Source organism: Pseudomonas sp. H1h (assembly GCF_000633255.1).
Lineage (GTDB): Bacteria > Pseudomonadota > Gammaproteobacteria > Pseudomonadales > Pseudomonadaceae > Aquipseudomonas.
The window spans coordinates 97,745-123,557 of record NZ_AYMJ01000006.1 but is presented as its reverse complement, the minus strand read 5'-3'; the positions used below and the strand labels follow the sequence as shown (position 1 = coordinate 123,557).

The following is a 25,813-nucleotide window of genomic DNA, read 5'->3' as shown; positions in this document are numbered from 1 at the left end:
CCCTCTGCAATCGGTTGAAGACAAAAAACCGAACGGCCGACTCTTCATGAGTCAGCCGTCGGTTGGCGTTTTTTACAGGATGTTGAATGGAACAGTGGTCACGAGACGGAACTCGTTGATGCTGCCGTCAGACTGGTTTTCGCTGGCGCGGTGAGCGGTGTAGGTGCCACGAATGGTGGTCGCCTTGAGTGGACCGCTCTGTACCGCATAGGTAGCACCGATGCCGTATTCATAGTGGTGCTCACCGTCCATGTTGCGTACGTCGTACGCGGTGCCGGTGTAGTGAGTACCGTCGATGCCCCAGCCGCGCGCCTGGTAGATGTTGAACTTCAGGCCTGGCACGCCGTATTCGGCCATGTTCAGACCGTAGGCGACCTGGAAGGATTTCTCGTTCGGACCGTTGAAGTCGGACAGCAGGGAGTTGGCCAGGTAGATGCCGTTGGTTTCGTGCAGGTAGTCGAAGTACTCGTCGCCATTGATGGCCTGGTACGAGAAGGTCAGGCTGTGGGCCTGGTGAGTCAGGCCGAACGACAGCGAGTAGGTGTCGTTGTCGATTTCGCCCATCTCTTTTTTGCCGGTATCGACCGTCTTGTAGTAGTTCAGGCCGGTGGTCAGGCTCACGATGTTGCTGTCACCCAGTTCATGGGTGGCGCCGAAGTAGTACTGGTTCCAGAAGTCTTCAACCTTGGAGGCGTACAGGCTGGTCTTCAGGCTTTTCAGCGGCTGGTAGTTCAGGCCGACGATGCTTACGCGATCGGTCTCGGCTTTGTTGTTGGTGTACTCGGAGCGGAACTTCGACAGGCTCTCTTCGGTACGCGGCGATACGCGGTCGAAGCTGCCGGCGTCGAACGACAGGTTGTTCAGTTCTTCGCTGTGCAGGCTCACACCTTCAAAGCTCGAAGGCAGCGCACGGTTGCCGATGGTGTCGACGATCGGGGTGCTGAAGTTCTGGCGACCGGCGGTCAGAGTGGTGTTCGACACACGGAACTTGACGTTGGCCAGGCCCAGTTTGCTCCACTGGCCTTCAGCGTCGCCGCCTTCTTTGGTCAGCGTACGGTTGTTGCCTGCGCCCGGACGCGAACCCGGTGCACCACCGTTGTTGGCGGCCAGATCCTTGCGATCACGCTCCAGCGCCACGGCGTTGTAGGCGGCTATTTCAGTGCTGACACCGACGGTGCCCTGAGTGAAGCCAGAGTTGAAGTTGACGATGGTGCCCTGCACCCAGTTGATACGACGGTCAGTCGGGGTGGCGACGCCGTCCTTGCGGTAAGTGAACTTGCCACCGCGCTTGAGTTGCTCGTTGGCGTACCAGTTACGGGTGGTGCCGCTGATTGTCGAACCTTCGAGGAAACCGGTGGCGTCAGCCTGGGCGCTTTTCTCGTTGACGGTCACCGGGGTGAACGCCTGGCTCTGTTCCTCGGCATAAGCCGAGGCGGTGATGCTGCTGATGGCCAAGGCCAGTATCGCGGTGCTGCTCAGTTTCATGGGTGAAGCTCCTTTACTTTCTTTTTATGCCGGCTTTTTTGGGTTGGCCGGTTATTGGTTTAGAACTCATTCACACATCGCAAACGTTTGCAAAAGGCCGGATCGGCGAATTTCGGCAAAGCGCTTGCGTGAGGGGGATAGACGGCCCCCCTCAGCGTTGCGGCTAATCGGTTGGGTTAATCGATACTGACGCCCGAGAATACGTTGCGACCGAAGGGGCTGACTTTGAACCCTTCAACCCTGGCGCTTAACGGCTGGTTGACCGTCGAGTGGGCGACAGGCGTGATCGGCACTTGCTGCTTGAGCAACTGCTGAGCCTGTTTGTAAAGCGTGGTGCGCTGGTCGCGGTCTGTGACGACCTTGGCCTCTTTGATCAGCTTGTCGTACGCCGGGTCGCACCACATGGAGTAGTTGTTGCCGCCAATGGCGTCGCAGCTGTACAGGGTGCCCAGCCAGTTGTCCGGGTCCCCGTTGTCACCGGTCCAGCCGATAAGGCTGATGTCGTGTTCGCCATTCTTGGTGCGCTTGATGTATTCGCCCCATTCGTAGCTGACGATCTTCACTTTCAGACCGATTTTCGCCCAGTCAGCCTGGAGCATTTCGGCCATCAGTTTGGCGTTCGGGTTGTAGGGACGTTGTACCGGCATCGCCCACAGGGTGATCTCGGTGCCTTCTTTGACGCCGGCAGCCTTGAGCAGCTCGCGGGCTTTTTCCGGGTTGTAGGCGGCGTCCTTGATACTGTCGTCGTAGGACCACTGGGTCGGCGGCATGGCGTTGACGGCCAGTTGCCCGGCGCCTTGATAAACAGCGTTGAGAATCCCTTGTTTATTCACCGCCATGTCCAGCGCCTGGCGCACTTCGAGCTGGTCGAAGGGCTTGTGGCGTACGTTGTAGGCGATGTAACCAAGGTTGAAGCCCGGCTTGGAAATCAGTTGCAGTTTCGGGTCGGCTTTCAGGGCTTCAACATCGGCGGGGCGCGGATGCAGGGTGATCTGGCATTCGCCGGCCTTGAGCTTCTGCACGCGGACCGACGCATCGGTGTTGATCGCGAAGATCAGATTGTCGAGTTTGACCCGGCTCGGGTCCCAGTAATGTTTATTCCCGGTGTAACGGATGTTCGAGTCTTTCTGATAGCTCTTGAACACGAACGGCCCGGTACCGACCGGCTTCTGGTTGATGTCGCTCGGCTTGCCTTCGGCCAGCAGCTTGTCGGCGTATTCGGCGGACAGGATGGCGGCGAAGCTCATGGCGATGTTCTGGATGAACGCGGCGTCGACGCTGTTGAGCGTGAACTCCACGGTCAGCGGCCCGGTCTTTTCGACCTTGGCGATGTTCTTGTTCAGGCTCATCCCGTTGAAATACGGGAATTCTGTCGGATAAGCCTTACGGAATGGCTGCTGCGGATCGAGCATGCGGTTAAACGTGAACAGCACGTCGTCGGCGTTGAAATCGCGTGTCGGTTTGAAGTACGGCGTCGTATGAAACTTCACACCTTCACGCAGGTGAAAGGTGTACTTGAGACCATCCTCGGAAATATCCCACTTGGTTGCCAGACCCGGTACGACGTTGGTCGCGCCTTTTTCGAACTCGACCAGGCGGTTGTACAGCGGCTCGGCGGCGTCGTTGTCGGTCGCCGTCGTGTATTGCGCGGTATCAAAACCCGCCGGGCTGCCTTCGGAGCAGAACACCAGGCTCTTGCTGGCGGCGTAACTGGCGGAGGTGGCGGCCAACAGACCGGCACCCAGCAATGCGGAAAAAACCAAGGTATGGCGCATGACGCTCCCTCTTTTTGTAGTGTTGTCCAATGCACCGCGATCCCGTCCAGGGAAGTTGAGGTTGCATTGAGCTCAATCCAGTACGTACGGCAAGCCGGTGGCCCACACAGAGACTGGTCAGAACCCGACGGTAGGGGCCGTGGGTCTGGCAGTAAATGCGTAATTGCCTTAAAACTCGTAGGAAAAGGCGACACGTCCTCTGCCGCTGCAGTCATCTGCAGCGGAATTGGCTGTAGGCAAATTCCTGACTTCCCGGCAGCTAAAACAACGGCGACGTCATGAACGTCGCCGTTGCAATGGCTTAATTGCTGACGCTGACGCCGTAGAAGGAATTCAAGCCGAATGGGCTGATCTTGAAGTCCTGCACGTTGGCGCGCATGGGTTGGTACACCGTCGAGTGAGCGATAGGTGTCATTGGGACTGCATCTTTGAGGACGTGTTGCGCCTGTTTGTACAGTTCGGTGCGCTTGGCCTGGTCGGTCGTGCGCTTGGCTTCTTTGACGAGGCCGTCGAACTTCTTGTCGCACCACTTGGAGAAGTTGTTGCCGCTGAGCGAGTCGCAGCCGAACAGCACGTTCAGCCAGTTGTCCGGATCACCATTGTCACCGCTCCAGCCAATGATCATGGCCTGGTTCTCGCCACCTTTGGAGCGCTTGATGTACTCGCCCCACTCGTAGCTGGTGATCTTCACGTTCAAGCCGATCTTCTTCCAGTCGGACTGGAGCATTTCAGCCATCAGCTTGGCGTTCGGGTTGTACGGACGCTGAACCGGCATCGCCCACAGAACGATCTCGGTACCTTCCTTGACGCCAGCTTCCTTGAGCAGTTGCTTGGCTTTTTCAGGATCGTACTTGGCGTCCTTGATGGTGGTGTCGTAGGACCACTGGGTCGGCGGCATGGCGTTGACGGCCAACTGGCCAGCGCCCTGGTAAACCGAGTCGATGATCTGTGGCTTGTTCACTGCCATGTCCAGCGCCTGACGCACGCGCAGGTCAGCCAGCGGGTTTGGCTCGTTGCTGCCCTTGACCTTGTCCATCACGTTGTAGGCGATATAGCCCAGGTTGAAACCGGCCTGGTCAGGCATCTTCAGGGTCTTGTCGGCCTTGAGCGCCGCGAGATCCGCCGGACGCGGGAACAGAGTGACCTGGCACTCGTTCTTTTTCAGTTTCTGGATACGCACCGACGGGTCGGTGGTGATGGCGAAGATCAGGTTGTCGATCTTCACGTCCTCAGGTTTCCAGTAGTCCTTGTTGCCGGTGTAACGGATGTTCGAGTCTTTCTGGTAGCTCTTGAACACGAACGGGCCAGTGCCGATCGGCTTCTGGTTGATGTCGGCAGCCTTGTCTTCCTTGAGCAGCTGGGCAGCGTACTCGGCGGACTGGATCGAGGCGAAGCTCATGGCCATGTTCTGGATGAACGCGGCGTCAACCTGGGCGAGGGTGAACTTGACGGTGTGGTCGTCGACTTTATCGATCTTGGTGATGTTGGTGTCCATCCCCATGTCGGTGAAGTACGGGAATTCGGTCGGGTATGCCTTACGGAACGGGTCATCCTTGTTAATCATGCGATTAAAGGTGAACAGCACGTCGTCGGCGTTGAACTCACGAGTCGGCTTGAAATACGGGGTAGTGTGGAACTTGACGCCTTCACGCAGGTGGAAGGTGTAAGTCAGGCCGTCCGGGGAAATGTCCCAACTGGTGGCCAGGCCCGGGATAACGGCGGTGCCGCCACGCTCGAACTGGCTCAGACGGTTGAACATGGTTTCGGCTGAGGCGTCGAAGTCGGTTCCGGTGGTGTACTGGCCTGGATCAAAACCGGCCGGGCTCCCTTCGGAGCAGAACACCAGGTTAGTCGCAGCGGATGCGAAAGGTGCGGAGGCTAACAAGCCTGCGCCGACTAAAAACGGAATGACCGCGTGTTTAAGCATGTTGGCCTCATGATTTGTTGTCATTTTTTAATATTGAGGTACGACCTCGTGAGTCGTGCCTGCGGATACTTATGCAGGGGCCATACCCAATGCAAGATCCAGAGCGACTGCCGGCCTCAAAGCGTGGCACGAACGTACCTTAATGTCGCATTTGTATAATAGTTGACGCATTTGACCGTTTGCGGCCGTTTTTTACGGTGCAAATGGAGCCCCAAAACGGTGCATTGGTCACGTTGTGCGCGCCGCCTTGGGGCTCGGTGTTACTTATTTATACCCACGCCGTAGAAGGGCGTCAGGCCAAACGGGCTGATCTTGAAGTCAGTCACTTCCTTGCGCAGCGGCTGGAACACCGTGGAGTTGGCGATCGGGGTGATCGGCACCTGCTGTTTAAGGATCAATTGCGCCTGTTGATACAGTTTTACCCGTTGCGCCTTGTCGCTCGTCACCTTGGCCTGCTGCACCAGTTCGTCGTAGGCCGGGTCGCACCACTTGGCGTAGTTGCTGCCCTTGACCGCCGCGCAGCTGTAGAGCACGCCGAGCCAGTTGTCCGGGTCGCCGTTGTCACCTGTCCAACCATAGATCATCGCGTCGTGTTCGCCATTCTTCGCGCGCTTGATGTACTCGCCCCATTCGTAGCTGACGATGTTGGCCTTGATGCCGATCTTGTCCCAATCCTGCTGGATCATCTGTGCCGACATCCGCGCATTCGGGTTGGAGGCGCGCTGCACGGTCATCGCCCAGAGATTGATGGTGGTGCCCGGTGCAACCCCGGCTTCCTTGAGTAGCGCCTTGGCTTTGACCGGGTCATACGGTGCGTCCTTGATGCTCGGGTCATACGACCATTGCGCCGGTGGCAAGGCGTTCTGCGCCAGTTGGCCGGCACTCTGGTAGACCGCTTTGATGATCGCCGGTTTGTCGATGGCCATGTCCAGCGCCTGGCGGACCTTGAGCTGATCGAGCGGTGGGTGGGTGGTGTTGTAGGCGAGGAAGCCGAGGTTGAAACCGGCCTGCTTGAGCACGCGCAGGTTCCGGTCCTTTTCCATCACTTCGATGTCGGCCGGGCGCGGGTAGCCGCTGACCTGGCATTCGCCGGTCTTGAGTTTCTGCAGGCGCACGGCGGCGTCGGGGGTGATCGAGAAGATCAGGCTGTCGATCTTCACGTCCTCGGGTTTCCAGTAGGCCTTGTTGGCGGCGTAGCGGATCTGCGAGTCCTTCTGGTAACGCTTGAACACGAACGGGCCGGTGCCCACCGGTTTCTGGTTGAGGTCGGCGGCTTTGCCTTCCTTTAGTAGCTGGGCGGCGTATTCGGCCGACTGCACCGAGGCGAAGCTCATGGCGAGGTTTTGCACGAACGCGGCGTCGACGTTATTGAGGTTGAAGCGCACGGTGTTTTCGTCGAGTTTTTCCACCGATTTGATCGTGGTGTTGAGGCCCATGTCGGTGAAGTAGGGGGACTCGGCGGGGTAGGCCTTGCGGAAGGCGTTATCCGGGTCGAGCAGGCGCTGAAAGGTGAACAGAACATCGTCAGCGTTGAAATCACGGGTTGGGGTGAAGTAGTCCGTGGTGTGGAATTTTACGTTTTGGCGCAGGTGGAAGGTGTATTGCAGGCCATCCTGGGAGACGTCCCATTTGGTCGCCAGGCCAGGCTCGATGTCGGTGCCGCCGCGCTGGAATTGGGTGAGGCGGTTGAAGACGGTTTCGGCGGAAGCGTCGAAGTCGGTGCCGCTGGTGTATTGGCTGGGGTCGAAGCCGGCCGGGCTGGCTTCGGAGCAGTAGACCAGGGTGGTGGCTGCGTTGGCTATGGGAGTGGTTGCGGCCAGGGCCAGGGAGATCAGGAGCGGTTTGAGGGTGGATCTTGGCATGGAGTCCCCGGGTAGATTGGCGGTAGTTGTGTTTTCAGGGTAGCGGGGATTTGGGGGGCTTCGGAAATATCGTTTTTCTTGTTTGGGTGTCTATCTCGGTATATCTGGGCTGTGTGTACATATCCGTTGCTGCGGTAACGGCGGCGTGGGGTTGCGCCCTTACGGCGGGTCACTTTTTCCAGACGCCGAAAAAGTAACCAAAAAGGCTTGCTCCTGCGTGCGGCCCGCTCGCTGGGGCTCGGGGTCCCTTCGCTCCGGGATCGATCCGCTCAGCCTGCCGACGTCGCCCGTGGATCAAGATCAAGAGCTGCAGCCGAGCTTGCGCTCATCCTGTTGAATGGGGCGGCTGCGTCGCATGGGTTTAGACAAATCAAAACTGTGGGAGCCAGCCAGCTAGCCTGACAGCCGACTATTCTCTTGCAGGCTGCATGCGATCCATTTGTAGGAGTGAGCCTGCTCGCGATGGCTGCCTGCCTGCCGACCAATCTCTAACAGACCACACCCAATCCCACTGTGGGCGCGGGTTGCTCGCGAAGATGCCCGCCAAGTCACCCAATAACACTGGCCTGTTTAAAGTCGTTTCAAATCACCAGAACCGTCCCACAAAAAATCGCCTCCAGTGGGGGGCTGGCCTGCAAGAATTGCTGTCGCCTATACCTGTCAGGTCTGACAGTAGATATACCGCGCCGATTGATTGAGCATGTTTCTGGCTTGTCGCTGAGCATGATGTGCGCCAGGCGCCTGGCTTTAACGGAACGCCAATCCTTATAAGGACACATACTCATGACTCCTGAACAAAAGAGCGATGCACAGCGACGTGGCTACGAAGTTCTGCATGTCTCTGCGACCAGCGACTCCTGGTGGCAGGTTTACCGTAATGGAACGAAATTGGACGGTCAGCGGTTCGGGACGGAAGGCGAGGCCTGGCAGCACGCCGTCGATGTGATTTCGAGTGATCAATACAACCATTGATGCTCTGCTTCGCAGGGGGCACCGCGTCATCGTTCTTCGCGAGCAGGCTCGCTCCCACAGGGGAATGCATTTCAAACTGTCGGAGCTGGCCTGCTCGCGAAGGCGGCAGATCATTCAGTACAAAATCCGGGCACAAAAAAACCGGCGATCATTCACTGATCGCCGGTTTCTCATTCAGTCCACATCAAATCACTGCATCAGTACTTCGATCGAGCCATCGGCGGTCAGGCTGACCTGGCTGGTGCCCGCCTCAACGTCAGGCGTGACCGGTGCCGAATCCGCCATGCCGGCAGCCTTCATCATCATCGGGGCGCGCATGTACGGTTGTGGATAACCGTTGCTGTTGAGGTTCAGGTTGACGATTTTGTAGCCTTTGCCGCCCAGTGCATCGGTAGCCAGTTGGGCGCGGGCCTTGAAGGCGCTGACGGCTTCTTTGAGCAGTTTGTCTTCGCTGGCCTTGCGGGTCGGCTCGGCGATGGCGAAGTCCATGCCGCCCATTTTCAGGTCGGTCAGCAGTTCGCCGGTGAGTTTGGACAGGGCGGCGAAGTCGGCGCTTTCCAGGCGCAGTTCGGCGCGCTCACGCCAGCCGGTGATCTTCTGGCCCTTGGTGTCGTAGATCGGGTAGCTGTTGCGGCTGCCCTGGCGCAGGGTGATGTCCTTGACTTGCTTGGCCTGGGCCAGTGCCTTGTTCATGGTGGTGCTGACGTCGGCGGCGAGTTTGGCCGGGTCGGTGTTCTGCTCTTCGGTGTAGAGCGTCACGATCATCAGGTCGCGGGCCACTTCCTGGCTGACTTCGGCACGCAGGGAAATCTGGTTGTAGTGCAGCTCATCGGCGGCCAGGGCCGGAAGGCTGGCGACACTGCCGACGGTCAGGGCGAGAAGGGCGGCGCTGCGGCGAAAGGTGTGCATGAAGGCTCCTTGAATAATGCGCAGGTGTTGATTCGTCCCTGCGTGAAACCATCAGACTCTAGCTTCTGTGATCCGGTTCGCCCAGTTACAACTTCTATACAGATCGCCGGAGCTGCTGCGCAGCCATTCGCGAGCAGGCTCACTCCAACAGGGGAAAGCATTTCAAAGGTGGGAGCGAGCCTGCTCGCGAAGGCGCCCTTATAGCTGCCGGAACTCTTTTCGCCATGTGGTCGTTTGCCGCACTTTCGCCTCTCAAGGCCGTGGCTTGGTTATACTCCGTGCGATCCGCCTGGAGCGCTCATCAGGAGAGCTCATGCTCGCCCCCGTACAACTGACTTCCGCCACTCGCCAGAACCTCTGGCGGCTGACCTTTATCCGCACTCTGGTGCTGGCCGCGCAAGCGGGCTCCGTGGGCCTGGCCTACTGGCTGCAACTGCTGCCGTTGCCGTGGGTGCAACTGGCAATGACCCTCGGCTGCTCGACGCTGCTGTGCGTATTCACCGCCGTGCGCCTGCGTACTTCGTGGCCGGTGACCGAGCTTGAATATGCGCTGCAGCTGGCCTGCGATCTGGTGATCCACAGTGCGCTGCTGTATTTCTCCGGCGGCTCGACCAATCCGTTCGTTTCCTATTATCTGGTACCCCTGACCATTGCGGCGGTGACGCTGCCATGGCGTTATTCGGTGGTTCTGTCCGGCATCGCGCTGGCGCTGTACACGGTGATGCTGACGCGTTTCTATCCGCTGGAAACCCTGCCGATCGCCCGTGAGAACCTGCAGGTGTACGGCATGTGGCTGAGTTTCGCCCTCGCGGCAGCGGTCATCACCTTCTTCGCCGCACGCATGGCCGAAGAGCTGCGCCGCCAGGAAGAGTTGCGGGCCATTCGCCGTGAAGAAGGCCTGCGCGATCAGCAGCTGCTCGCGGTCGCCACTCAGGCGGCCGGCGCCGCGCACGAACTGGGCACACCGCTGGCGACCATGAGCGTGTTGCTCAAGGAGATGCAGCAGGACCATCCCGACCCGATGCTGCAGGACGATCTGAAGGTGCTGCAGGATCAGGTCAAGCTGTGCAAGGAAACCCTGCAACAACTGGTGCGCGCCGCCGAGGCCAACCGACGTCTGGCAGTAGAAATGCAGGATGTCACCCAATGGCTCGACGAGGCGCTGAACCGCTGGCACCTGATGCGTCCGGAAGCCAGTTACCGCTTCCACCGTCTCGGCCAGGGCAGCGTGCCGCGCATGGCGCCGCCGCCGGATCTGACCCAGGCGTTGCTCAATCTATTGAACAATGCTGCCGATGCCTGCCCGGAAAATCTCCAGGTGACGCTGGACTGGGATGCGGAAAACCTCACCATCAGTATTCGTGACCACGGCGCCGGTGTGCCGCTGGCCATCGCCGAACAGATCGGCAAACCATTTTTTACCACCAAGGGCAAAGGTTTCGGCCTGGGCCTGTTTTTGAGCAAGGCCAGCGTGACACGTGCTGGCGGCTCAGTGAAACTCTATAGTCATGAGGAAGGCGGCACGCTCACCGAGCTGCGCCTGCCTCACGGCGCCCGAGGAGACCAACATGAGTGACGAAATCCAAGTCGAAGGCGAAGAACTGCCGCATTTGCTGCTGGTCGACGACGACGCGACCTTCACCCGAGTGATGGCCCGTGCCATGGCCCGCCGTGGCTTTCGCGTCAGCACCGCAGGTTCGGCCGAAGAAGGCCTGACCATCGCCCAGGCCGATCTGCCTGATTACGCCGCGCTGGACCTGAAAATGGACGGCGACTCCGGCCTGGTGCTGCTGCCCAAGCTGCTGGAGCTGGACCCGGAAATGCGCGTGGTGATCCTCACCGGCTATTCGAGCATTGCCACGGCGGTCGAAGCGATCAAGCGCGGCGCCTGCAACTACCTGTGCAAACCGGCTGACGCCGACGACGTACTGGCTGCGCTGCTCTCCGAACACGCCGACCTCGACAGTCTGGTGCCGGAAAACCCGATGTCGGTCGATCGCCTGCAATGGGAGCACATCCAGCGCGTGCTCACGGAGCATGAAGGCAACATCTCCGCCACTGCCCGCGCCCTGGGCATGCACCGCCGCACCCTGCAGCGCAAACTGCAGAAGCGCCCGGTTCGTCGCTGAACCTGCGCTGAACGGCCATCGCCAGCCCTCGCGATAAAACGCACCGATCAACTATGATCGGTGCGTGTCTGTTCTTTTCTTTATCGAGCCTTTTCCATGAATCAGAACGCTGAATATTCCGCGGTCAACGATGCTGTGCGCGGGCAGTTTTTTCGCAAGGTGTGGGGGATCATCACGCCCTACTGGCGCAGCGAAGAGAAGGGCAAGGCCTGGACATTGCTGATTGCAGTGATCGCGCTGTCGTTGCTCAGCGTGGGGATCTCGGTGTGGTTCAACACCTGGTACAAGGATTTCTACAACGCGCTGCAGAAGAAAGATGAAGCGGCTTTCTGGCAGCTGATTCTGTATTTCTGCGCAATTGCAGCGGTGGCGATTGTCGGTGCCGTGTACCGGCTTTATCTGACCCAGATGCTGACGATTCGCTGGCGGGCCTGGCTGACCGAAAAGCATTTCTCCCGTTGGCTAGCGGACAAGAACTACTACCAGCTGGAGCAGGGCGGTTATACCGATAACCCGGATCAGCGGATTTCCGAAGACCTCAACAATTTCACCTCCAATACCCTTGAGCTGGGGATCGGCCTGCTGCGCAATATCGTCAGCCTGGTGTCGTTCTCGATCATTCTGTGGGGTGTGTCGGGCAGTATCGAAGTCTATGGCATCACCATTCCCGGCTACATGTTCTGGTGCGTGCTGGTCTATGCGGTGGTGGGCAGCTGGCTGACGCACTTGATCGGTCGTCGCTTGATCGGCCTGAACAACCAACAACAACGCTTTGAAGCCGACCTGCGTTTTTCCATGGTGCGGATTCGCGAAAATGCCGAGAGCATCGCGTTGTATAACGGCGAACCGAACGAAAATCGTCGTTTGAGCGGTCGTTTCGGCAATGTCTGGCATAACTTCTGGGACATCATGAAAGTGTCCAAGCGTTTGACATTCTTCACCGCCGGTTACAGCCAGGCAGCCATCATCTTCCCGTTCATCGTGGCCTCGCCGCGTTACCTCGCCGGCAAGATCGAACTCGGTGAGCTGATGCAAATCAGCTCGGCATTCGGCAATGTCCAGGAGAGCTTCAGCTGGTTCATCAGTGCGTACCAGAACCTCGCCTCCTGGCGCGCTACCTGTGATCGTCTGCTGAGTTTCCGTCAGGCCATGACCGACAACGAAGACCGCAGCCCGGCCATCGATGTGCAGAATCAGGGCAGCGCGCTGAAAGTGCACAACCTTGGCCTGGACCTGGCCGACGGTCGTCACCTGCTGACCAATGCCGACATGACAGTGGAGCCAGGCGACCGGGTGATGCTCAGCGGCCGATCCGGCAGCGGCAAGTCCACTCTGCTGCGGGCGATGGGGCATTTGTGGCCCGCGGGCCACGGCAACATCCGCTTGCCGGCGGCGCGGTATCTGTTCCTGCCGCAGAAACCGTACCTGCCGATCGGCACCCTGCGCGAGGCGTTGAGTTATCCACAACCGGGCGACACTTACGCGCCGCAGCGTTACGTCGAGGTTCTGGAAACCTGCCGTCTGCCGCACCTGGTCGCGCGTCTGGATGAAGCCAATCACTGGCAGCGCATGCTGTCGCCGGGTGAGCAGCAACGCCTGGCCTTTGCCCGCGCGCTGCTCTACGCACCGCAATGGCTGTACATGGACGAAGCGACATCGGCGATGGATGAAGAAGACGAGGCAACGTTGTATCAGGCGCTGATCGATCAGTTGCCAGGGTTGAGCATCGTCAGCGTCGGCCATCGCAGTAGCCTCAAACGTTTCCATCCGCGGCATGTGCGGATCGACAGCGGGCATCTGGTCGAACAGGCCGTGACCGCCTGATCACCACCATGCCTCTGTAGGAGTGAGCCTGCTCGCGATAACGGCGCAACAGTCGACATCTTTGTTGAATGTGAAACCGCAATCGCGAGCAGGCTCACTCCTGCAAGGAGCGCTGTTGTGACTCGACAGTGATCGTACAACCCGCCTGCGCTATGATGCGAACCAAGCCGAATTTTCGAGACCAGACGTTGACCATGGAAAACCCGATCGACACCCCGCGCCTCCCGCGCAAGCGCCGCAGCCTGGCTCAGGAGCTGGTGACGGTGCTGACCGAGCAGATCCGCGACGGTCTGCTCAAGCGTGGCGACAAGCTGCCCACTGAGTCGGCGATCATGCAGGAGCATGGTGTCAGCCGCACCGTGGTGCGCGAGGCAATTTCCCGTTTGCAGGCCGCAGGCCAGGTGGAAACCCGTCATGGTATCGGCACGTTTGTGCTGGATACGCCAAGCCCCAGCGGCTTTCGCATCGACCCGGCCACGGTGGTCACCCTGCGCGACGTGCTGGCGATTCTGGAATTGCGCATCAGCCTGGAAGTGGAGTCCGCCGGCCTCGCCGCGCAACGTCGCAGCCCCGAGCAACTGGCGACCATGCGCGCGGCCCTCGATGCGCTGAACGACAGCGTGGCCCACGCCAGTGATGCGGTGGCGTCGGACTTCGCCTTTCACCTGGAAATCGCCCTGTCCACCGGCAACCGTTACTTCACTGACATCATGACTCACCTGGGCACCAGCATCATTCCGCGTACGCGGCTGAATTCGGCGCGGCTGGCCCATGATGATCAGCAGCGCTACATGAACCGCCTGAGCCGTGAGCACGAGGAAATCTACGAAGCAATTGCCCGCCAGGATTCCGATGCGGCGCGGGCGGCGATGCGTCTGCACCTGACCAATAGCCGTGAACGGTTACGTCAGGCGCATGAAGAGGCACAGGCGCAGCGGGGTTGAGTTTGCAGATTTAATTCATGTGTTGATTGATATACCGCCTTCGCGAGCAAGCCCGCTCCCACTTTGGAATGCATTTCAAGTGTGGGAGCGGGCTTGCTCGCGAAGGGGCCGGTGAGTTCAGCGCGGCAATATCGAACGATCCACCCTCACTGCCAGTTTCGCGTTACCAGGCTTGGCAGCAAACGCCACTTCTCCCGATTTATCCACAACCCCTCGCGCAATCGGCTTGCCGTCGGCCAGCAACTCCAGCGGTGCACCTTGCAGCGACTGGCCCGACGCCAGTTCCAGTTTCAATTTGATCGTCATGGTGATTCTCCTTAATTGACGTTACCGGTCGGGTGGTAGTCCTTGAGCAGCAGGTACGTGCTCCAGCCCCACCAGTCGTCGATGGTGGCGGTATCGTTGAGGTTGTTCACGTCTTTGCGCCGCAGCACCTTGCCGCCCTCGACGCGGAACAGCGGCGAGAAGTTGCCGGAAAGATTCAGTACCGCCGTCAGGTCCGGCAGCCGTTGCAGCGCGGCGAACGCCGAAGGCGCGGGCACGTTGCCGCTGAGGTAGGCGGCGAAGATCTCATCCGCCGAGGCCTGCACCGCCAGATTGACCTGGGTGCGGTTGTCCGCATCACTGGCCTCGAAGTAGCGTTTGTCACCATAGGCGCGCCATTGATCGCCATGAGCATTGCGCACCTTGAGGCCGAATTTGCTGTCTTCGTCGTGCATGAAACGGGTCACCAGCGAGCCGAGATCGCTCGGGGTCACCACCGCGGCCATCTCTTTGCGTGGCACGCGCAGGTGGCCGGAGGAGAACAGGTCGGTGAGGAAGTGGTCGGCGAACGCGTTCATTGCGTAGGCCCGTTCCAGTTGTTGTTCATCGTGATTGGCGCGGGCCGCGACGGCGGTCTGCAATGCAGCGGTATGGCCGGCGATGTAAGCCAGTTTTGCCCATTCGCCGAAGTGATCGGCGTTGTTCGCCGCCAGTTTCAGGTAACGCCCAAGGGGGAACAGCGCGGAGACGAAACTGCCGCCGCCGGTGAGTTTGTTCCACTCTTCGGACAACGTATCTCCTAGTGCGTCGTAGGCTTCGTGCGGTTGTTTGCCATCCTTGATCGCCTGTTTAACCGCGTCGATCTCTTTTTGCATGACCGCGAGGATCTGCGGCGCCTCGGCGCGGGAGGCCGGCAGCACCGCGAGGGAATCGAATGCAGCGTTGAAGCGGTTCAGGCGATCGGCCGGGGTCGCACCTTCGTTGATCGGCCGGTCGACCACGGCGTAGAAATCTCCGGCCAGCGCCACGACTTGGCCGTAAGTCAGGGCGAGGCCGTTAGGCAAGTGCAATTGCACATTTTGCGCGCGGATCGGTTCGGCGTTTTCGACGAAGCGCAGCAGTGTGTTGTCGCCAATGGCCGTGTGTTCGCCGCCTTCGAAGCGTAATTGCGGTTTGCCTTTGAGCGCTTTGCCCGGCACGGCGGTGGCCGGTTCGACATCGCTGTGGGCGTCGGCGATGTGCAGCACCAGATGCGGGTTGTCGGCGCTGAAGTGGATGCCGGTTGGGGTGAACAGATCATCGAAACGGGCGATAACCGGCTTGGGTCTTTCCTGTGGTTTGGGGTGCAGTCCGGACATTTCTTTCTCCTTGATATGTCGTCGGTGGATTCAATTTAACTGTATATACATACAGCTAAATCGATCCTAGACGAGATTTTTCCTACGTCAAGAAAGAATCTTGTCTGACAAAAAATGCCGGGCGACGATGAAATGCAGTTGACGGTTATTTTTTAGGTTGTACGATGACCTACAACTTCAGCGCTGGCTGAACGATAAAACTCACAAGAAATGTTGCTACCCAGGGTGTTCGAAAAATGAATCCACAAGAACTGAAGTCCATCCTCTCCGCCGGTCTGCTGTCGTTCCCGGTCACCGATTTCAACGCCCAGGGCGATTTCCACCGCGCCGGTTACATCAAGCGTCTGGAATGGCTGGCCCCGTACGGTGCTTCGGCCTTGTTCGCGGCGGGTGGTACCGGCGAATTCTTCTCCCTGGCGGCCAGCGAGTATTCGCAGATCATCAAGACCGCGGTCGACACCTGCGCCAGCAGCGTGCCGATTCTCGCCGGTGTCGGCGGTTCGACCCGTCAGGCCATCGAGTACGCACAGGAAGCCGAGCGCCTGGGCGCCAAAGGTTTGCTGCTGCTGCCGCACTACCTCACCGAAGCCAGCCAGGACGGCGTTGCCGCCCACGTTGAAGCGGTGTGCAAATCGGTGAACATCGGCGTGGTGGTCTACAACCGCAACGTCTGCCGTCTGAACGCGGCGCTGCTGGAACGTCTGGCCGAGCGCTGCCCGAACCTGATCGGTTACAAGGACGGCCTGGGTGATATCGAGCTGATGGTGTCGATCCGTCGTCGCCTCGGCGATCGCTTCAGCTACCTCGGCGGCCTGCCGACCGCTGAAGTCTATGCCGCCGCGTACAAGGCCCTCGGCGTGCCGGTTTACTCGTCGGCGGTGTTCAACTTCATCCCGAAAACCGCGATGGACTTCTACCACGCGATTGCCCGTGAAGATCACGCCACCGTCGGCAAGATCATCGACGACTTCTTCCTGCCGTACCTCGACATCCGCAATCGCAAGGCCGGCTACGCCGTGAGCATCGTCAAGGCCGGGGCAAAAATTGCCGGCTATGACGCAGGCCCGGTGCGGGCGCCGCTGACTGACCTGACCGGCGAAGAATACGAAATGCTCGCCGCGCTGATCGACAAACAAGGCGCGCAATAACACCGACCCACAAGGCCGCTGAGCAATCAGCGGCTTTTGCGTAGAGAGGAGAATGTTCTGTGGCTGATTCCAAGCGTTACGACAACTACATCAACGGTGAATGGGTCGCCGGTGCCGATTACTCGGCCAACATCAACCCGTCCGAGTTGAGCGACACCATTGGCGACTACGCCAAGGCTGACCTGACTCAGGTGCACGCGGCCATCGAAGCGGCGCGTGCGGCGTTCCCGGCCTGGTCGGTCTCGGGCATTCAGGCCCGTCACGATGCGCTGGATAAAGTCGGCTCGGAAATCCTTGCCCGTCGCGAAGAACTTGGCACTTTGCTGGCCCGGGAGGAGGGCAAGACTCTGCCCGAAGCCATCGGCGAAGTGACCCGCGCCGGCAACATCTTCAAATTTTTCGCCGGTGAATGCCTGCGTCTGTCCGGCGACTACGTGCCGTCGGTGCGCCCCGGCGTTAACGTTGAAGTGACCCGCGAAGCCCTTGGCGTGGTCGGCCTGATCACCCCGTGGAATTTCCCGATGGCGATCCCGGCATGGAAAATCGCACCGGCCCTGGCCTACGGCAATTGCGTGGTACTGAAACCAGCGGATCTGGTGCCGGGTTGCGCTTGGGCGCTGGCCGAAATCATCTCTCGCGCAGGCTTCCCCGCCGGCGTGTTCAACCTGGTGATGGGCAGCGGTCGGGTGGTGGGGGAAGCGCTGGTCAACAGCCCGAAAGTCGACGGCATCAGCTTCACCGGTTCGGTGGGCGTGGGCCGGCAGATCGCGGTCAACTGCGTCTCGCGCCAAGCCAAGGTGCAGCTGGAAATGGGCGGCAAGAACCCGCAGATCATTCTCGACGACGCTGACCTCAAACAAGCGGTCGAGCTGTCGGTGCAGAGCGCGTTCTACTCCACCGGCCAGCGTTGCACGGCGTCGAGCCGCTTGATCGTCACCGCCGGGATTCACGACAAGTTCGTCGCAGCGATGGCTGAGCGCATGCAGTCGATCAAGGTCGGCCACGCGCTGAAGTCCGGCACCGACATCGGTCCGGTGGTCTCGCAAGCGCAGCTGGAACAGGACTTGAAGTACATCGACATCGGCCAGAGCGAAGGTGCGCGCGTGGTCAGCGGCGGTGGTCTGGTGACCTGTGACACCGAAGGCTACTTCCTCGCGCCAACGCTGTTTGCCGACAGCGAGGCGTCGATGCGCATCAGCCGTGAAGAGATCTTCGGCCCGGTGGCCAACATTGTTCGCGTCGCCGATTACGACGCCGCGCTGGCGATGGCCAACGACACCGAGTTCGGCTTGTCGGCCGGTATCGCCACCACCTCGCTGAAATACGCCAACCACTTCAAGCGTCATTCCCAGGCCGGGATGGTGATGGTCAACCTGCCGACGGCCGGTGTCGATTACCACGTTCCGTTCGGTGGCCGTAAGGGTTCATCCTATGGCTCACGTGAGCAAGGCCGCTATGCGCAAGAGTTCTACACGGTTGTGAAAACTGCCTACATCGGCTCCTGATACCTGCAATAGCTGTGGGGGCTGGCTTGCAGCCCCCACAGATGACAGACCAAAGAAGATTCACCCGCGCATAAAAATAATCAGTGGGAGTACATCTACATGCAATCGTCCAAGCCGACTCACGTCCGCTATTTGATCCTGCTCATGTTGTTCCTGGTGACCACGATCAACTACGCCGACCGCGCGACCATCGCCATCGCCGGTTCCAGCCTGCAAAAAGACCTCGGTATCGACGCGGTCACCCTCGGTTATATCTTCTCGGCATTCGGCTGGGCCTACGTCGCCGGGCAGATTCCCGGTGGCTGGCTGCTCGATCGCTTCGGCTCGAAAAAAGTCTATGCCCTGAGCATCTTCTGCTGGTCACTGTTCACCGTGCTGCAAGGTTTTGTCGGTGAGTTCGGCATGTCCACGGCGATTGTCGCGCTGTTCATGCTGCGCTTTCTGGTGGGCCTGGCCGAAGCGCCATCGTTCCCCGGTAACGCGCGTATTGTCGCCGCCTGGTTCCCGACCGCAGAACGTGGCACCGCCTCGGCGATCTTCAATTCGGCGCAATACTTCGCCACCGTGCTGTTCGCTCCGCTGATGGGCTGGATCGTCTACACCTTCGGCTGGGAACACGTGTTCATCGTCATGGGGGTGTTCGGCATCGTCTTCTCGCTGATCTGGCTGAAGGTTATCCACAGCCCGCGTCAACATCCTATGGCCAACGACGCCGAAGTTCAGTTCATCGCTGACAACGGCGGCATGGTCGACATGGACCAGAAGCAAGGCAAAAAGTCTGATGGACCGAAGTGGGACTACATCCGCCAGTTGCTGACCAACCGCATGATGCTCGGCGTGTATCTGGGCCAGTACTGCATTAACGGCATCACCTATTTCTTCCTGACCTGGTTCCCGGTGTACCTGGTGCAGGAGCGCGGCATGACCATTCTCAAGGCCGGTTTCATTGCTTCGCTGCCGGCAATCTGCGGTTTCATCGGTGGCGTGCTCGGCGGGGTGATTTCCGATTACCTGCTGCGCAAGGGCCATTCGCTGACCTTCGCTCGCAAGGCGCCGATCATTGGCGGCTTGCTGGTATCGAGCAGCATCGTCGCTTGCAACTATGTTGATATCGAATGGATGGTGGTCGGCTTCATGGCCCTGGCCTTCTTCGGCAAAGGCGTCGGTGCGCTGGGCTGGGCGGTGGTTTCCGACACGTCGCCGAAGCAGATCGCCGGCCTCAGTGGCGGTCTGTTCAACATGTTCGGCAACATCGCGTCGATCACCACACCGATCGTGATCGGCTACATCATCAGCTCCACCGGTTCGTTCAAATGGGCGCTGGTGTTTGTTGGCGCCAACGCCCTGGTCGCGGTGTTCAGCTATCTGGTAATCGTCGGTCCGATCAAACGGGTGGTGCTCAAAGAGCCGCCAACCAACGGTGGTTCTGCAATCACCGGCAAATTGTCTCAAGCGCATTCCTGAGGAGCGGCGTCATGCAGTTGATTGAACATTCCGACTCGCCGCGCTACATCCGCCTGCACGAGCGGGACAACGTAGTGATTGTGGTCAACGACCAGGGCGTGCCGGCCGGCACCGAATTCCCGGACGGTCTGCTGACCGTGGACTTTGTGCCGCAGAGCCACAAGGTCACCCTCGAAGACATTCCCGAGGGCGGCCAGGTGATTCGCTACGGCCAGACCATCGGCTATGCGTTGCAGCCGATCCCGCGTGGCAGTTGGGTCAAGGAAGATCAACTGCGCATGCCGACCGCGCCACCGCTGGACAGCCTGCCGCTGTCCACCGAAGTGCCGGCCGCACAGGCGCCGCTGGAAGGCTTCACCTTCGAGGGTTATCGCAATGCCGACGGCACTGTCGGCACGCGTAACATTCTCGGGATTACCACCACCGTGCAGTGCGTCACCGGCGTGCTCGATCACGCGGTGAAACGCATTAAGGACGAGCTGCTGCCGAAATATCCGCACGTCGATGACGTGGTGGCACTGACCCACAGTTATGGCTGCGGCGTGGCGATCACCGCTACCGATGCGTACATCCCGATCCGCACCGTGCGCAACCTGGCGCGCAACCCGAACCTGGGCGGCGAAGCACTGGTGATCAGCCTCGGCTGCGAGAAGTTGCAGGCAGGGCAGGTGATGCACGAGGACGATGCGTCGGTCGATCTGAGCGAGCCGTGGCTGTATCGCCTGCAGGATTCCAGTCACGGTTTCACCGAGATGATCGAGCAGATCATGGCGCTGGCCGAAGTCCGTTTGAAGAAGCTCGACCAGCGCCGCCGCGAAACCGTGCCGGCTTCCGAGCTGATCCTCGGCATGCAGTGCGGTGGCAGTGACGCGTTTTCCGGAATCACCGCCAACCCCGCTCTGGGTTATGCCTCGGACCTGCTGCTGCGCGCCGGGGCGACGGTGATGTTTTCCGAAGTCACGGAAGTGCGCGATGCGATCTACCTGCTGACCTCCCGCGCCGAAACCAGGACCGTTGCCGAGGAACTGGTGCGCGAGATGGACTGGTACGACCGTTACCTGGCCAAGGGCGAAGCGGACCGCAGCGCCAACACCACGCCAGGCAACAAGAAAGGCGGGTTGTCGAACATCGTCGAGAAGTCGCTGGGCTCGATTGTCAAATCCGGGAGCAGCGCGATCAACGGCGTGCTCGGCCCGGGCGAACGTTTCAAGCACAAGGGCCTGATCTTCTGCGCGACGCCGGCCAGTGATTTTGTCTGCGGCACGTTGCAACTGGCGGCGGGGATGAACCTGCATGTGTTCACCACCGGGCGCGGCACCCCGTATGGCTTGGCGATGGCGCCGGTGGTCAAGGTTTCGACCCGGACCGAGTTGGCGCAACGCTGGCCGGATCTGATCGACATCGACGCCGGGCGGATTGCGACCGGGCGTGCGTCCATCGAGGAGTTGGGGTGGGAGTTGTTTCACTACTACCTGGATGTGGCGAGCGGCAAGCAGCAGACCTGGACGGAGAAGCACAAGCTGCATAACGACATCACCCTGTTCAACCCGGCGCCGATTACCTGACACCGTGTCATCGTTCTTCGCGAGCAAGCCCCCTCCCACATTGGATCTGCGGTGTAAATGAGATCCCTGTGGGAGCGGGCTTGCTCGCGAAAGCGTTCTCACAGACGCCGAAGGATCGGCTGGCTTATCATTAGCCCCCTGACGACGCTCACCCAAAGGCTCCCACGGCATGCTGGCAATCTTCCTCGAAACCCTGAACATCACCGCGCCGGTGTTCGCCATGCTGTTTCTCGGGGTGTTGCTCAAACGCATCGACTGGATCAACGACAACTTCATTCACACCGCCTCGTCGCTGGTGTTCAACGTCAGCATGCCGGCGCTGCTGTTTCTCGGGATCCTGCATGCGGATCTGCACGCTGCTTTGCAACCAGCACTGCTGATCTACTTCGCGCTCGCCACGCTGGCGAGTTTCGCCCTGGCGTGGGGCTGGGCGATTTTCCGTTGCCCGCGCGAGGATCGCGGCATCTACACCCAGGGCGCGTTTCGCGGCAACAACGGAGTGATCGGCCTGGCGCTGGCGGCGAGCATGTACGGCGACTACGGGATTTCCCTCGGGGCGATTCTCGCGGCGCTGGTGATCCTGTTCTACAACACCCTGTCGACTATCGTGCTGGCGGTGTACAGCCCGGTGATCAAGTCCGATCCGTGGAGCATCTGCAAAAGCGTGTTCAGCAACCCGCTGATCATCAGCGTGATTGCCGCGGCGCCGTTTGCCTGGTTCAAGATCAGCCTGCCGGGCTGGCTGGAAACCTCCGGCCAGTATCTGGCGCAGACCACCTTGCCGCTGGCGCTGATCTGCATCGGCGGCACGTTGTCGCTGGCGGCGCTGCGCCAGAGCGGCAGCATGGCGCTCAGCTCCAGCCTGCTGAAGATGATCGGCCTGCCGGTGCTGGCAACACTGGGGGCGTGGCTGTGGGGTTTTCGCGGGGCGGAGCTGGGGATTCTGTTTCTGTATTTCGGCAGCCCGACGGCGGCGGCCAGTTTTGTCATGGCCCGGGCGGCGCAGGGTAATCATGAACTGGCGGCGGCGATCATTGTGCTGACCACGCTGATGGCGGCGGTGACCACCAATGTCGGGATCTTTGTGTTGCAGTGGGGTGGCTGGATCTGACAGACGGATCTTCAGTGGCTGAAAGGGCCTCTTCGCGAGCAGGCTCGCTCCCACAGGGAAATGCATTCCTGATGTGGGAGCGAGCCTGCTCGCGAAGGCGTCAGTTCGATCACTCGGGTTTCTGATAACTGTCGATCACTTCCTGCGCCGCGCGAAACGCATCAATCGCCGCCGGCACCCCGGCATACACCGCGCAGTGCAGCAGCGCCTCGCGGATCTCTTCCACTGTGCAGCCATTGTTCAGCGCACCGCGCACGTGGCCTTTCAATTCCTGCGGGCACTTCAATGCCGTCAGTGCTGCCAGGGTGATCAGGCTGCGGGTTTTCAGCGGCAGGCCTTCGCGATTCCACACGCCGCCCCAGGCGTGTTCATTGACGAAATCCTGCAGCGGCTGAGTGAACTCGGTGGCATTGTCCAGCGCGCGATCAACGAACGCATCGCCCATTACCTGACGGCGGATTTCAACCCCGGATTTCTTCGAATCGGTCATGGCACATCCCTCTTGTGGTGTTGGCGGCGCCAGGCGCGTACGGACGTGAACAACAGGAACGCCAGCAGCGTTGGCAGCACGTAAAACAGCATCAGCTTTTCAAGTTTGCCGGCCAGCGGCATACCGGTGGTGAACGACACCACATGCAGTCCGTACGCCAGGTACAAACCCAGCAGCAGCAAACCTTCGGCGCGGGTCACGCGGTAGCCGGAATAGAACACGGGGAGGCACAGCGCAGCGACGCCGAGCATCACCGGCAAGTCGAAATCCAGCGCGTTGGGCGACACCGATAATGGCGTCGGCGCGATCAGCGCGGTGATGCCGAGCACCCCCAGCAGATTGAACAGGTTGGCACCGATCACGTTGCCCACCGCAATGTCACGCTGGCCGCGCAATGCGGCGATCAGCGAGGTGGCGAGTTCCGGCAGTGAGGTGCCGACCGCGACCACGGTCAGGCCGATCACTCGCTCGGAGAAGCCCAGGTCGGTCGCCACCACCACCGCTGCGCCCAGCAGCAAATGCCCGGCGAACACCAGCAGCGCCAGGCCGGCGGCGATCATCAGCAAGCTGCCGAACCACGATGCGTGCGGCGTGTGCGGTAACTCGGAATGCGGCCGGGCCGAGTGCCGCGACTGGCGCAGCAGCAGGCCCAGATACAGCGCCAGCGCCGCGAGCAGCAGAATGCCGTCGAGGCGGCCGATCTGTTCATTCCACGCGAGGACGAACACCAGCAGGCTGGCGCCGATCATCAGCGGGATGTCCAGGCGCACCAGTTGCCGCGAGACGCGCAGCGGAATGATCAGCGCCGACAGACCGAGGGTCACGAGGATGTTGAAGATGCTGCTGCCGATCACACTGCCGACGGCGATGTCGGGGTTGTGTGCCAGTGTCGCCTGCAGGCTGACGGCCATTTGCGGGGCGCTGCTGCCGAGAGCGACGATGGTCAGGCCGATGATCAGCGGGCGCACATGCAAGCGCGCAGCCAGACGCACGGCGGCGCGTACCATCAGTTCGGCGCCGATGATCAGCAGAAACAGGCCGCTGAGCAGTTCGATCACGTTGATCAGCGGTAAATCGGCCAGAGCAAAAATAGTCAGCGCTCCATCAGTCGTCGAGAGCCTGTATGCGAACCCGCGCCGTGCCGCTGCCGAGCATGCCGAGACGCTCGGCCGCCTCACGCGAGACATCGATCAGGCGGCCGCGGGTGTGCGGTCCGCGATCGTTGATGCGCACAATGCAGGATTTGTCGTTTTTCAGGTTGGTGACCTTCACCCGCGTGCCGAACGGCAGTTGGCGATGGGCGGCGGTCAGGGAATGCTGGTTGAACGCTTCGCCGCTGGCGGTGCGTTTACCGTGGTGTCTGGCGCCGTAATAGGAGGCGACGCCGGTCTGGTCGTAACCGTGCGGGTCGATGATGTCGTTGCTGGCGCAACCCGCCAGTAAAGAGAGCAGGGCGCAAAGGCTGAACAGACGCTTCATTCAAAGGATTTCCGAATCAAATGCAGGAGTGAGCCTGCTCGCGATAGCGCAATGTCAGACACCGGAAAAGTGACTGTCAAATCGCTATCGCGAGCAGGCTCACTCCTACAAGGGATGGCGCCAGGCTTTAAGGCTGGCTCCATTTACATCAGCCTTCGAGCTTGCTTTTCAGCAGTTCGTTCACTTGCTGCGGGTTGGCCTTGCCTTTGGAGGCTTTCATGGCCTGGCCGACGAAGAAGCCGAACATTTTGCCGCGCTTGGCTTCATCAGCCGCACGATATTGTTCAACTTGCTCGGCGTTGGCCGCGAGCATTTCGTCCAGCACCGCGGAGATCGCGCCGGTGTCGGTCACTTGCTTGAGGCCGCGCTTGTCGATGATTTCGTCTGCGTTGCCTTCGCCGTTGGCCATCGCCTCGAACACCACCTTGGCGATCTTGCCGGAGATGGTGTTGTCCTTGATGCGCTGCAGCATGCCGCCCAACAGTTCGGCCGAAACCGGCGACTCGTCGATGTCCAGGCCTTGCTTGTTGAGCAGGCTGCCCAACTCGACCATCACCCAGTTCGCCGCCAGTTTGGCGTCGCCGCCGATGGCTGCGACTTTCTCGAAGTAGTCCGCTTGCTCACGGCTGGTGGCCAGCACGTTGGCGTCGTAGGCCGACAGACCGAACTGGCTCTGGAAGCGCTCGCGTTTTTGCGGTGGCAGTTCCGGCAGGGTGGCGCGCACCTCGCCCAGGAACGACTCTTCGATGACCACTGGCAGCAGGTCCGGATCGGGGAAGTAACGGTAGTCGTTGGCTTCCTCTTTCGAACGCATCGGACGGGTCTCGTCCTTGTTCGGATCGTACAGACGGGTTTGCTGGATCACTTTGCCGCCGTCTTCGATCAGCTCGATCTGACGCTGGATCTCGGAGTTGATCGCCTTCTCGATGAAACGGAACGAGTTGACGTTCTTGATCTCGCAGCGCGTGCCAAACTCGACCTGGCCCTTGGGACGGATCGACACGTTGCAGTCGCAACGCAGCGAGCCTTCGGCCATGTTGCCGTCGCAGATGCCCAGGTAGCGTACCAGCGCGTGGATCGCCTTGACGTAAGCCACGGCTTCCTTGGCGCTGCGCATGTCAGGCTCGGAAACGATTTCCAGCAGCGGCGTGCCGGCACGGTTCAGGTCGATGCCGGTGGCACCGTTGAATTCTTCGTGCAGGCTCTTGCCGGCGTCTTCTTCCAGGTGCGCGCGGGTGATGCCGACACGTTTGACGGTGCCGTCTTCCAGCGCGATGTCCAGGTGGCCCTTGCCGACGATCGGCAATTCCATCTGGCTGATCTGATAGCCCTTCGGCAGGTCCGGGTAGAAGTAGTTCTTGCGGGCGAACACGTTGTGCTGACCGATCTCGGCATCAATCGCCAGACCGAACATCACCGCCATACGCACGGCTTCCTGGTTCAGCACCGGCAGCACGCCAGGCATGCCCAGGTCGATCAGGCTGGCCTGAGTGTTCGGCTCGGAACCGAACGTGGTGGAACTACCGGAAAAGATTTTCGACCGGGTAGTGAGCTGAGTGTGAATCTCCAGCCCGATCACGACTTCCCATTGCATGTGTGTCT

General features: G+C 60.2%; 21 protein-coding genes. 10 read left to right on the top strand and 11 right to left on the bottom strand.

The annotated features are described in order from the left end of the window. Positions 1-72 precede the first annotated feature (72 nt). From U862_RS0105645 to U862_RS0105630, 4 genes are all read right to left on the bottom strand, one after another. Positions 73-1,485 carry an OprD family porin gene (locus tag U862_RS0105645; RefSeq protein ID WP_025109495.1) on the bottom strand — a complete coding sequence of 471 codons (1,413 nt, stop codon included), beginning with the start codon at positions 1,483-1,485 and terminating at the stop codon, positions 73-75. A 176-nt stretch (positions 1,486-1,661) separates the two neighbouring features. Then, positions 1,662-3,260 carry an ABC transporter substrate-binding protein gene (locus tag U862_RS0105640; RefSeq protein WP_025109494.1) on the bottom strand — a complete coding sequence of 533 codons (1,599 nt, stop codon included), beginning with the start codon at positions 3,258-3,260 and terminating at the stop codon, positions 1,662-1,664. Positions 3,261-3,561: 301 nt separating this feature from the next. After that, a complete protein-coding gene (locus U862_RS0105635) occupies positions 3,562-5,187 on the bottom strand; it encodes an ABC transporter substrate-binding protein (RefSeq protein ID WP_025109493.1) in 1,626 nt (541 codons plus the stop codon). A 260-nt stretch (positions 5,188-5,447) separates the two neighbouring features. Continuing rightward, positions 5,448-7,049 (bottom strand): ABC transporter substrate-binding protein, encoded by a 1,602-nt coding sequence (locus U862_RS0105630; RefSeq protein WP_025109492.1) that lies wholly within the window; start codon positions 7,047-7,049, stop codon positions 5,448-5,450. A gap of 783 nt (positions 7,050-7,832) precedes the next feature. Here U862_RS0105630 and U862_RS0105625 point away from each other — a divergent pair. Next, positions 7,833-8,021 (top strand): hypothetical protein, encoded by a 189-nt coding sequence (locus U862_RS0105625; RefSeq protein ID WP_025109491.1) that lies wholly within the window; start codon positions 7,833-7,835, stop codon positions 8,019-8,021. Positions 8,022-8,210: 189 nt separating this feature from the next. Here U862_RS0105625 and U862_RS0105620 read toward each other — a convergent pair whose 3' ends face one another. Next, complete coding sequence (locus U862_RS0105620) at positions 8,211-8,930, bottom strand: SIMPL domain-containing protein (RefSeq protein ID WP_025109490.1); 720 nt, start codon at positions 8,928-8,930, stop codon at positions 8,211-8,213. A 313-nt stretch (positions 8,931-9,243) separates the two neighbouring features. On the opposite strand from U862_RS0105620, the gene U862_RS0105615 reads away from it, so the two are divergent. From U862_RS0105615 to U862_RS0105600, 4 genes are all read left to right on the top strand, one after another. Beyond that, entirely contained in the window at positions 9,244-10,506 is a 1,263-nt protein-coding gene (locus tag U862_RS0105615) for an ATP-binding protein (RefSeq protein WP_025109489.1), read from the top strand. Then, positions 10,499-11,059 (top strand): response regulator transcription factor, encoded by a 561-nt coding sequence (locus U862_RS0105610; protein ID WP_003221630.1) that lies wholly within the window; start codon positions 10,499-10,501, stop codon positions 11,057-11,059. The genes U862_RS0105615 and U862_RS0105610 overlap by 8 nt, the downstream gene beginning before the upstream one ends. 96 nt (positions 11,060-11,155) lie before the next feature. Next, the gene (locus U862_RS0105605) at positions 11,156-12,883 is read left to right on the top strand and encodes an ABC transporter ATP-binding protein/permease (protein ID WP_025109488.1); all 1,728 of its coding nucleotides are present in this window, start codon (positions 11,156-11,158) and stop codon (positions 12,881-12,883) included. Between the two features lie 194 nt (positions 12,884-13,077). Then, a complete protein-coding gene (locus tag U862_RS0105600; protein WP_177327316.1) occupies positions 13,078-13,827 on the top strand; it encodes a FadR/GntR family transcriptional regulator in 750 nt (249 codons plus the stop codon). 117 nt (positions 13,828-13,944) lie between these two features. Here U862_RS0105600 and U862_RS0105595 read toward each other — a convergent pair whose 3' ends face one another. Beyond that, positions 13,945-14,133, bottom strand: a complete 189-nt coding sequence (locus tag U862_RS0105595; RefSeq protein ID WP_025109486.1) for a hypothetical protein — start codon at positions 14,131-14,133, stop codon at positions 13,945-13,947. Between the two features lie 11 nt (positions 14,134-14,144). Continuing rightward, positions 14,145-15,449 (bottom strand): hypothetical protein, encoded by a 1,305-nt coding sequence (locus U862_RS0105590; RefSeq protein ID WP_025109485.1) that lies wholly within the window; start codon positions 15,447-15,449, stop codon positions 14,145-14,147. Between the two features lie 236 nt (positions 15,450-15,685). Here U862_RS0105590 and kdgD point away from each other — a divergent pair, with 236 nt between their 5' ends. The 5 genes from kdgD to U862_RS0105565 all read left to right on the top strand — a co-directional run bounded on the left by kdgD (position 15,686) and on the right by U862_RS0105565 (position 22,242). After that, entirely contained in the window at positions 15,686-16,597 is a 912-nt protein-coding gene (gene kdgD / locus U862_RS0105585) for a 5-dehydro-4-deoxyglucarate dehydratase (RefSeq protein WP_025109484.1), read from the top strand. Positions 16,598-16,656: 59 nt separating this feature from the next. After that, on the top strand, positions 16,657-18,102 hold the full coding sequence (locus U862_RS0105580; RefSeq protein ID WP_025109483.1) for an aldehyde dehydrogenase family protein: 1,446 nt from the start codon (positions 16,657-16,659) through the stop codon (positions 18,100-18,102). A gap of 99 nt (positions 18,103-18,201) precedes the next feature. Then, positions 18,202-19,566, top strand: coding sequence for an MFS transporter (locus U862_RS0105575; RefSeq protein WP_025109482.1), 1,365 nt, complete (start codon positions 18,202-18,204; stop codon positions 19,564-19,566). 11 nt (positions 19,567-19,577) lie between these two features. Continuing rightward, the gene (gene garD / locus U862_RS0105570; RefSeq protein WP_025109481.1) at positions 19,578-21,131 is read left to right on the top strand and encodes a galactarate dehydratase; all 1,554 of its coding nucleotides are present in this window, start codon (positions 19,578-19,580) and stop codon (positions 21,129-21,131) included. 169 nt (positions 21,132-21,300) lie between these two features. Next, a complete protein-coding gene (locus U862_RS0105565; protein WP_025109480.1) occupies positions 21,301-22,242 on the top strand; it encodes an AEC family transporter in 942 nt (313 codons plus the stop codon). Positions 22,243-22,351: 109 nt separating this feature from the next. Here U862_RS0105565 and U862_RS0105560 read toward each other — a convergent pair whose 3' ends face one another. The 4 genes from U862_RS0105560 to gatB all read right to left on the bottom strand — a co-directional run bounded on the left by U862_RS0105560 (position 22,352) and on the right by gatB (position 25,805). Then, positions 22,352-22,732 carry a carboxymuconolactone decarboxylase family protein gene (locus tag U862_RS0105560; RefSeq protein WP_025109479.1) on the bottom strand — a complete coding sequence of 127 codons (381 nt, stop codon included), beginning with the start codon at positions 22,730-22,732 and terminating at the stop codon, positions 22,352-22,354. Next, entirely contained in the window at positions 22,729-23,790 is a 1,062-nt protein-coding gene (locus tag U862_RS0105555) for a calcium/sodium antiporter (RefSeq protein ID WP_025109478.1), read from the bottom strand. The genes U862_RS0105560 and U862_RS0105555 overlap by 4 nt, the downstream gene beginning before the upstream one ends. A 46-nt stretch (positions 23,791-23,836) precedes the next feature. Beyond that, a complete protein-coding gene (locus U862_RS0105550; RefSeq protein ID WP_025109477.1) occupies positions 23,837-24,211 on the bottom strand; it encodes a septal ring lytic transglycosylase RlpA family protein in 375 nt (124 codons plus the stop codon). Positions 24,212-24,359: 148 nt separating this feature from the next. Continuing rightward, positions 24,360-25,805 (bottom strand): Asp-tRNA(Asn)/Glu-tRNA(Gln) amidotransferase subunit GatB, encoded by a 1,446-nt coding sequence (gene gatB / locus U862_RS0105545; RefSeq protein ID WP_025109476.1) that lies wholly within the window; start codon positions 25,803-25,805, stop codon positions 24,360-24,362. Between the last annotated feature and the right edge of the window lie 8 nt (positions 25,806-25,813).